This window comes from Anaerotruncus sp. 1XD42-93 (assembly GCF_009917605.1).
Classification (GTDB): Bacteria; Bacillota; Clostridia; order Oscillospirales; family Ruminococcaceae; genus Anaerotruncus.
Genome location: NZ_QZEG01000082.1, coordinates 1 through 8,328, shown reverse-complemented (window position 1 = coordinate 8,328; position 8,328 = coordinate 1). Strand labels below are relative to the sequence as shown.

Genomic DNA, 8,328 nt, shown 5'->3' with positions numbered 1-8,328 from the left:
ATGTGTGCTTTTTACCTTGCTTTTTGCACAAGCAAAAAACAAGCCGTCCGCCCGGACGGGACCGGGCATCCTGTGCCGCTTACGGCACACCTCTTAAAAAGGCAAGGTGCTGCGCAGCTGCACAAAAAGAGCCACTACCCCGGACGGGACCGGGCATCCTCTGCCGTTCGCGGCACACTGATCAAAAAGGCAAGGTGCTGCGCAGCTGCACAAAAAAGGCAACGTGCCGCGCAGCTGCACAAAAAAGGCAACGTGCCGCGCAGCTGCACACACATTTTACCCCTGGTGGATTGACAAAGCAGCGAAATCGTGGGAAAATGGGATACAGCCGACCCACTGAAAAGCAGACGCCTGTTTTCAGCGGCGGACAGAAACACGCCAGCGGATAAAACCTGCTGAAGAGCCGCGCGGCCATGGGGCAGAGCGGCTACCGTACCCTTGCGGCGGGACTGCCGCAGGCCGGGGAAACGGAGCGGGATGCTTCCATGTCAACAAATCATCGGGAGGCGGTTGTATATGGCAAAAGCAAACTTCCCGCGGACAGCCGGTGCGGCTGCCGCGCTCCCGCTTCTTTTTTTCGGCCTGGCCCCGCTGCCATTCGGGGTGGTCCATACCGGTACTTTTGTCCTCTGCGCTGCGGGTGCCGCGCTGCTGGCGGTGAGCCTGCTTTGGGACCGGTTTGACGGTGGGCCTTACCGGATCCCCCGGCGTTTTTACACTCCCTCCGACCCCCGCAGGCCGGTTTATACGCCGCTCTGGTGGCGCAGGCTGCGTACCCTGCTCTGCCTGATGCTTGCCCTGCTCGCCTGCTTCGGCGGCGCCGCTTCGGTGTTTATGGTCCGCGCCGCATGGTTTTCGCCCCCTGCCCCGGACGCCACCGTAGTGGTGCTCGGCTGTCAGGTGATCGGCGACCGCCCGTCCACCATGCTTGCATACCGGCTTCAGGCCGCGCAAAACTGGCTGGACGACCATCCACAGTCTGTGGTGGTCTGCTCGGGCGGACGCAACGATGGCGGCCCCTACAGCGAAGCGGCGGTCATGCAGCACTGGCTGGTTGCGCATGGCATCGACGAAAGCCGCATCTATCTGGAGGACCGCTCTGCTGACACCGGCGAAAATATCGCTTTCACCGCGCAGATCATTGCGGAAAATGGCCTATCCCCTTCCCTTGCGGTCGCCTCTGATGGGTTCCACCAGCTGCGCGCTTCGGTTTATGCCACAGATTGCCAGCTCTCCGCGGGCGCCCTCCCCGCGAAATCCCCGTGGGGCCTCGCCCCTTCCTACTGGGTGCGGGAGTGGTTCGGACTGGCCAAAGCGTTTCTGGAACGGCTTCTCTGACCGCACAGCCCCCGCCGCTTCCTGGCAAACCACCTCAAAAGAGTGCTTTGCCGCATCAATCGCGCCGCAGGAAAGGCTGCTGAAATTTCCTGTTTGGCTCTGCGCCTGTTTTGTGCAGAAAAGATACACCTTTCCCCCTTTTGCACCCCTGGGTGAAAGGGGTTGTATCTATGACATTTGCACTGCCCGGCATGTTCCTGTATGGCTGCCGCTGCAACCGCCATCCGGCGGCTCTGTTTCTATCGAAAGACGAGGTTAAGATGATGAGCACCAACAATGTCAAGCCCCCCGCCCCCGTAGATTATACCGGCGTCCTCTCCGAACTGCTCCCGCAGCTGCTCGAGAAGTATGGGCGCGGCCGGATCGCGGACCTGATGAACGAATGCAGCGAGCTGCTCTCCCGGACCCAGATGTGCAACGAACGGATGACCAGCCCGGGCATCTCGGAGCAGGACCTCAACCAGGCGATGCAGGAAGTCATTGCGGTGACCGGCGAATATTACAAATTCCTGGGGCAGATCCCCGAGGACGTCCGCCGGTTCCTGATCCTGATGGGCGGGGTCACCAGCGAGGAAACCGAAGCCCTCTTGCAGATTGAACCGGAAGTCGCGCCCGAAATCAGCCTGCTGGCATCGGTCGCGCCCGCAATCCAGGCGATCCGGCCGAAAAACTACGTCATGCCGATCGACCCGATCACCAATAAGCTGACCCAGCTCAAGGAGTTCAACGAGGTGACCGTTTCCCGCCGCAAAAACCTCACGATTCAGACTGCGGTTACCCTCGACAGCCCCGAGCACATGAAGATTGACGGCAACTTCCAGCTCACCAACTACGACAAAAGCATCATCAACGGGGTTATCTCGATCCTCGAGAGCGGCAACTCGAGCTTTACCATCCCGATGCTCTACCACGCGATGACCGGTAAGGAAAACCCCACCGTTGACGATGGGCTGGTCGAGGATATCAAAGCCAAGCTGGACGTTATGCGGCGGCTGTCGATCAACATCGACCTGACCGAGGAGATCAAGGCGCACATGATCGAGCGCCGGATTGGCGGGGAGGATGAGGTGGATTCGTTCACGATCGACGGCTACCTCCTCCCGCTCAACAAGTATACCGGCGTTGTCAACGGCAAGCGCAGCGAGATGTACCAGATCATAGACACCCCGCCCCTGCACAGCTATGCCAAGATGAAAAACCAGATCACCACCGTCTCGATCGACCTGCTCAAAGCCCCCCTCAACAACAACGCCACCACAATCCCCCTCAAAACCTACCTGCTCATGCGTATCGAGGCCATGAAAAACCAGAACAACAAGGTCATGCGCGACAAGATTCTTTTTGAGTCGATCTACCGCGAGCTGGGCGACATCGACTCGGATAAAAAACGCAAAAAACGCATCCGCGATTATACCGAAATCGTGCTCAAACATTTTGTCGACATGAAATATATCGCCAAATACGAGATCGTCAAGGAAGGCCGCACCATCAGCGGCGTACGCATCTATTGGTAATTGGTAAAAGGAGGGGAAAATCCCCTCCTTTTTGATTGACTGGAACGCTCTCCCAAGAGAACATTTGTCAAGGGGGATTTCACCCAAAAGATGAAGTCCCCGCGATAAACTGGAATTTATTCAATTTCCTTTTTTAGAAAAAAGAAACCATCCATGCGCTGAACAAGTTCCCAACCATCAGCTCCCAATTCATTTAATTGTGTTTCAAACTCCTGCGCAACCTTTTCATATTGCTTTGTACTTACAGCTAAAGCAGTTGCGATTGTTAGTACTTTATACTCATATTTTTTCACTTGAAGATACCTCCATGCAAATACCGATTTGTCACAAGCCAAGTATACCACCAATGGGAATGACATTCAACCCTCATTTACAGGTGCTGATAGTAGTAGCAAGCAATGCCCCGGTATATACCCGGCGCAGCTTGTTGGGGGCTGATGGCCCCCAAGCCCCCGGTGCATCGGTGCAGCTCCGCCCGATGCACAAACCGCCGATGGCGTCTGCTGGCCTGTCCATACTGGGCAGAGATGGGACGCCCGGCCTACCTCGGAGAGTGCACGGCTGCCGGAGGCAGTACCACCGCCCGCTTCCGAGTGGTGAGTAAGTGCGCTCTTAGCAGAGGGCCGACAAAGAGAACGGAGCGCCCAGGTCATCCCCGGACGCTCCCCCCTTCGGTTCCCTCCTGCTGGTCGATCACCGCCTTTCCAGCCTATGTCATTCTACCACAAATGAACCGCAGTCAATGTAATGTAGTGGCCTGGTGAAACCACCCTTTATACATTACATCACATGGTAGAATAAGGACAAGGTGCTGCCACATTCGGTTGCAGGCGGTTGGCCCCCCTTGAAGAAAGGGGGTGATGCTTATGGTTACATATGCGGAGCTGTTCCAGTTCTGCCTGGTAATTCTGGGCGTTGTTGCTCTTGTGTTAGACGCAACAAAAAAGAAATAACCGCCACCCTCACAAAGTGACGCGGTTATTTCTGCACACTCAAAGGGGCTGACCGTCTGCCGGCAGCACCTTTCTTTATGTTTATTATATACTGTAATCTGGACGCTGTCAAGCGTCCTTTTTTGATTGACTGGAACACTTTTCCATGAGAGAATAATGGCAAGGCTTTGCCCACTTGGCCTAAGCCGGGCCACAAGGCGCCTCTTCACAGCGTTTGAACCGATCGGCGCACAAGGCTTGCTGGGGAGCTCGGCCCGATCGAGCACTGTGTAGTGGGGTTTTGCGGCACAGCCTGGGGCGAGCGGACAGGGCCGGTCTGGACAAAAAACAGGTTGAGGCGGGCTGTGACATGCGTGTCTTTTCCACCCAGCCAAAGGCGGGCACCCTTCCGGGGGTTCCATAAGGGGGATACCCCCTTATGTGTGCTTTTTACCTTGCTTTTTGCACAAGCAAAAAACAAGCCGTCCGCCCGGACGGGACCGGGCATCCTCTGCCGCTTGCGGCACACTTCTCAAAAAAGGTAAGGTACAGCACCGCTGTACATCCCCCGCCATCGTCTGGGGGCATCCAAGGGTGCAAATCAGCCCTGAGCATGAGCGCTTGTCTGGGGGCGCGGGGTTTTTTAAGGGGCGTCGCCCCTTGAATGCACTTTTGGTCCCTTTTCGTGCATTCGAAAAGGGACCCGCCGCGCGGGGGCGGATTCCCCGCATCCCCTGCCGCCGGAAGGCGGCACACCTATTCAAAAAAGGGGGAGAAAAAGGAGGGGAAGACCCCCCTCCTTTTCTAAATCAACATCTCTGGTTTGATCGGCAGCTCGCTGCACCAGACCCCGACAGCATTGGCGACCGCGGCAGCGATGGCGGGCCCGGGGGTATTGATAACGATTTCGCCGATCGACTTTGCGCCGAACGGGCCGGTTGGCTCGTAGCTGGGCATGAACTCGACACGGATGTCGGGAAGGTCGAGGCGGGAGGGGATTTTGTACTGCATAAACGAGTCATTGAGCATCCGTCCATGAGCGTTGTACTGGATATCCTCCCAGAGCGCCATGCCGATCCCCTGTGCAACGCCGCCCTGTGTCTGGACGGTGGCAAGGTTGGGATTGACGACCGTACCGCAGTCGACAACCGCGACATAATCCACCACCGAGACTTTACCAGTTTCGGTATCGACCTCGACCTCCGCAAAACCGGCCATGAGCGGCGGCGGGGAAACCGGGCTGGAATGGGTGGCGGTGCACTGGAGCCACTCCCCGTCGCCGACGACCAGCTGTTGCGCGAGGTCGGAGAGTGAGATTTTGAGGTCGGGGTCGGTCTTGGAGACGACCTGCTCGCCATCGAACATCACCTGTAGCACCGGCACGCCCAGCCGGTTGGCGCCCTGCTGACGGATTTCCGCCGCAAGTTTGGTGCTCGCCTTGACCACCGCCATCCCGGTAAGATAGGTGGTGCCGGAGGCGTACGACCCCTTGTCGAAGGGGGAATGGTCGGTGTCCACCCCGTCAACGGTGACCCGGCTGACCGGGCAGTGCAGCACCTCAGCCGCCATCTGTGCAAGGATGGTGTCACAGCCGGTGCCCATATCGGTTGCGCCGATCATCAGGGTATAGAACCCGTTGTCGTTCAGGCGGATCACAGCGGAACAGGTATCGATATTGGCGATGCCCGACCCCTGCATACTGATTGCCATCCCGACCCCGCGCACCGTGTGGCCGTCCACCCGCACCGACGGGAACTTCTCCTCCCAGCCGATCAGCTCCCTGCCCCGCCGGATACAGTCCTCCAGCCGGCTGCTGGCGAGCGCGCCATCCCCGTACGCCTCCATCGGGTCGCCCACCTTGGGGATGTTGCGCAGCCGCAGCTCTACCGGGTCGATCCTGAGCCGGCCGGCCAGGCGGTTGGCCAGCGATTCGAGCGCGAAACAGCCCTGTGTCGCGCCGTAGCCGCGGAACGCGCCCGCGCCCATCGTATTGGTATAAACCACGTCGTACCGGAACCGGAACGCCTCGGGGGTGTAAAGGGCGATCGACTTCCCCCCTACCAGCCCGATCGTGGTGGGGCCATGCTCGCCGTAAGCGCCCTGGTTGGAAAGCGCGTACATGTCGATGGCGCGGACCCGGCCGTCCTTGTCCGCACCCATCCGGACGGTCACCCGCATCTCGTGGCGGCTGTTCGACCCGGTAAAGCTCTCCTGCCGGGTAAATACCATCCGGGCGGGCCTGCCGGTTTTCATCGTGACCACCGCCGGAAACAGCTCGCTGCACATCGTCTGTTTGGCCCCGAACCCGCCGCCGATCCGCGGCTTGACGACCCGGACCCGGCTCTGCGGGATGCCCAGCGCCCGCGCGATCTGCCGCCGGCAGTGGAACGGGATCTGGGTGGAGGTCAGCACGTTCAGCCGGTTGTTGTGGTCCAGCCAGGTGTAGGTCCGGAACGTCTCCATCATCGCCTGTGCCACCGCTTTGGTGTGGAACGTCTCCTCAACCACCACGTCGCATTCCGAAAAAACCTGTTCGAGGTCGCCGCCCGACCGTTCCCCCGATGCCACGAGGTTGCGCTGCGGGTCCCCGCCGACCGGGAAATTGTTGAAATAGTCCTGCTCCGGGTGAACCACCGAGGGATGATCCAGCGCGGTTTCGTAGTCGAGCACCGGGTCCAGCTGCTGATAGTCCACCCGGATCATCCGCAGCGCCTGGTCCACGACCTGCTCGCTTTCGCCCGCCACGATCGCAACCGGGTCCCCCACATACCGCACGAGGTCTTCGAGGATATACCGGTCGTAGGGGCTTGGCTCGGGGTAGCTCTGGCCCGCCTGTGTAAACCGGATTTTCGGGAGGTCGTCGGCAGTGAGCACACAGGCAATCCCGTTGAGGCGCCGGGCAGCGTCGGCCCGGACCGCCATGACCCGCGCGAACGGGTGCGGGCTGCGCAGCACCTTGACGGTCAGCGCGCCGGGCGGGATGAGGTCATCGGTATAGACCCCCTTGCCGGTGGTGAGGGCGCGTGCATCCAGCTTGGGGATTCTGCGGTTGACTGCGTTCATCGGTCTCCCCCTTTCAGGAAGGACATCACCGCGGCGAGCTGGGAGGTATAGCCGGAACAGCGGCAGAGGTTGCCCGCGAGATAGGCGCGGACCTGCTGTTCATCCGGGTTGCGCAGCTCCCGGCGCATGGCGAGGACGGTCATGACCAGCCCCGGGCTGCAAAACCCGCACTGTTCGGCGCCGCGCGCCGCGAGGAACCGTCCGAACTCCTCGGCCTCGGGGGTCACCCCTTCGATGGTGGTGACCCGTTTCCCCTCCGCCCGGGCGGCCGGATAGGTGCAGGAAAGCACCGGGTGCTCGTCCACCCAGACGGTGCACAGGCCGCAGTTGGAGGTTTCGCAGCCCCGCTTGACGCTGACGAATCCCTGTTCACGCAGAAAGTCGAGCAGCATCATATCCGCGGGGACGTGCCTGTCGAACTGCCTGCCATTTACAGTCAGTTTGATCCTCATTGTTTCCCCTCCCGATGCAGAATCTCTTCAGCCGCCCGCCGGACCAGCACCTGTGCCACCTTGCGGCGGTAATCCGCCGAACCGCGCAGGTTGCCCGCGTAGCCGAGCGCCTCTACGGCCCGGGACGCTGCCTGCAAATCCCCGGCGGCAAGCGCGGCTTCCGCTTCGGGCACCCGCACCGCGCGCATCGGGCGCGCCCCAACCGCGACCGACCAGCCGGGGCCGCATCTGGAGACCGCCGCCCCCACGACCGGGAAATCGGTGGCTGTATTGCGCATCGAAGAGCAGGCCGCGTCCCGGCCGTCCAGCCGGATCCTGATGCCGGTCAGGATGTCCCGCGCCTCCCGGTTCCGGGGCAGCGCGAAAAAGGCTTCCAGCGGCATCCGGCCCGCGTGGTACAGCTCGACCTCGGTGTCAAGCACCGAAAGGGCGGTCAGCAGGTCGGAGAACCCCGCCCGCATCCAGACACTGCCCCCAACGGTTGCGCAGCTGCGGAACTGCACCCCCACGATCCGTTCGACCGACCGCGGCAGGATCCCCCCGAACAGGCCGCGCAGCGCCGGATCGGTCTCGAGCTGCCGCAGGGTCACCATCGCGCCGATCTCCAGCCATCCGTCCCGCTGCTCAATCCGGTCCAACCCCAGCCCGCTGAGGTCGATCCCTGTCCAGAAGCGTTTGCGCGTCATCTTCAGCCATCCGCAGCCGCCCAGAATCACATTCGATTTGTTCTTTTGCAGCGCACTGTACGCTTCCTCCAGCGTTTGCGCCATCAGATAGGTCTTGATTGTATACACGTCTCGTCTCCTGTCCCTCGTTTGATACGTCTGTTGCTTTTTTGTGCAGCGGTGCACTTTACTTCTTTGTACAGCTGCGCAGTACCTTGCCTTTTTTAAGAGGTGTGCCGCTTGTCAGCGGCGGAGGATGCGGGGTGTCCGCCCCCGCGCGGCGGGTCCCTTTTCGGATGCACGAAAAGGAACCAAAAGTGCATTTAAGGGGCGACGCCCCTTAAAGAACCCCGCGCCCCCAGAC

General features: G+C 60.5%; 6 protein-coding genes. 2 read left to right on the top strand and 4 right to left on the bottom strand.

Annotated features, from left to right (window positions below; all coding sequences use genetic code 11):
- The first annotated feature begins 516 nt into the window (after positions 1 to 516).
- Positions 517 to 1,338 carry a YdcF family protein gene (locus tag D5269_RS16205; RefSeq protein ID WP_166545224.1) on the top strand — a complete coding sequence of 274 codons (822 nt, stop codon included), beginning with the start codon at positions 517 to 519 and terminating at the stop codon, positions 1,336 to 1,338.
- 170 nt (positions 1,339 to 1,508) lie between these two features.
- Positions 1,509 to 2,852 carry a hypothetical protein gene (locus tag D5269_RS16200; protein WP_016317936.1) on the top strand — a complete coding sequence of 448 codons (1,344 nt, stop codon included), beginning with the start codon at positions 1,509 to 1,511 and terminating at the stop codon, positions 2,850 to 2,852.
- Positions 2,853 to 2,968: 116 nt separating this feature from the next.
- Here the strand turns inward: D5269_RS16200 and D5269_RS16195 are convergent, their stop codons facing one another.
- The 4 genes from D5269_RS16195 to D5269_RS16180 all read right to left on the bottom strand — a co-directional run bounded on the left by D5269_RS16195 (position 2,969) and on the right by D5269_RS16180 (position 8,093).
- On the bottom strand, positions 2,969 to 3,145 hold the full coding sequence (locus D5269_RS16195) for a DUF4177 domain-containing protein (RefSeq protein WP_016317937.1): 177 nt from the start codon (positions 3,143 to 3,145) through the stop codon (positions 2,969 to 2,971).
- A gap of 1,443 nt (positions 3,146 to 4,588) precedes the next feature.
- Positions 4,589 to 6,847: a molybdopterin cofactor-binding domain-containing protein gene (locus D5269_RS16190; protein ID WP_120486888.1), complete on the bottom strand. Its 2,259-nt coding sequence runs from the start codon at positions 6,845 to 6,847 to the stop codon at positions 4,589 to 4,591.
- Positions 6,844 to 7,299: a 2Fe-2S iron-sulfur cluster-binding protein gene (locus tag D5269_RS16185; protein WP_016318065.1), complete on the bottom strand. Its 456-nt coding sequence runs from the start codon at positions 7,297 to 7,299 to the stop codon at positions 6,844 to 6,846. Before D5269_RS16185 ends, D5269_RS16190 begins: the two co-directional genes overlap by 4 nt.
- Complete coding sequence (locus D5269_RS16180; protein ID WP_243126920.1) at positions 7,296 to 8,093, bottom strand: FAD binding domain-containing protein; 798 nt, start codon at positions 8,091 to 8,093, stop codon at positions 7,296 to 7,298. The genes D5269_RS16185 and D5269_RS16180 overlap by 4 nt, the downstream gene beginning before the upstream one ends.
- Between the last annotated feature and the right edge of the window lie 235 nt (positions 8,094 to 8,328).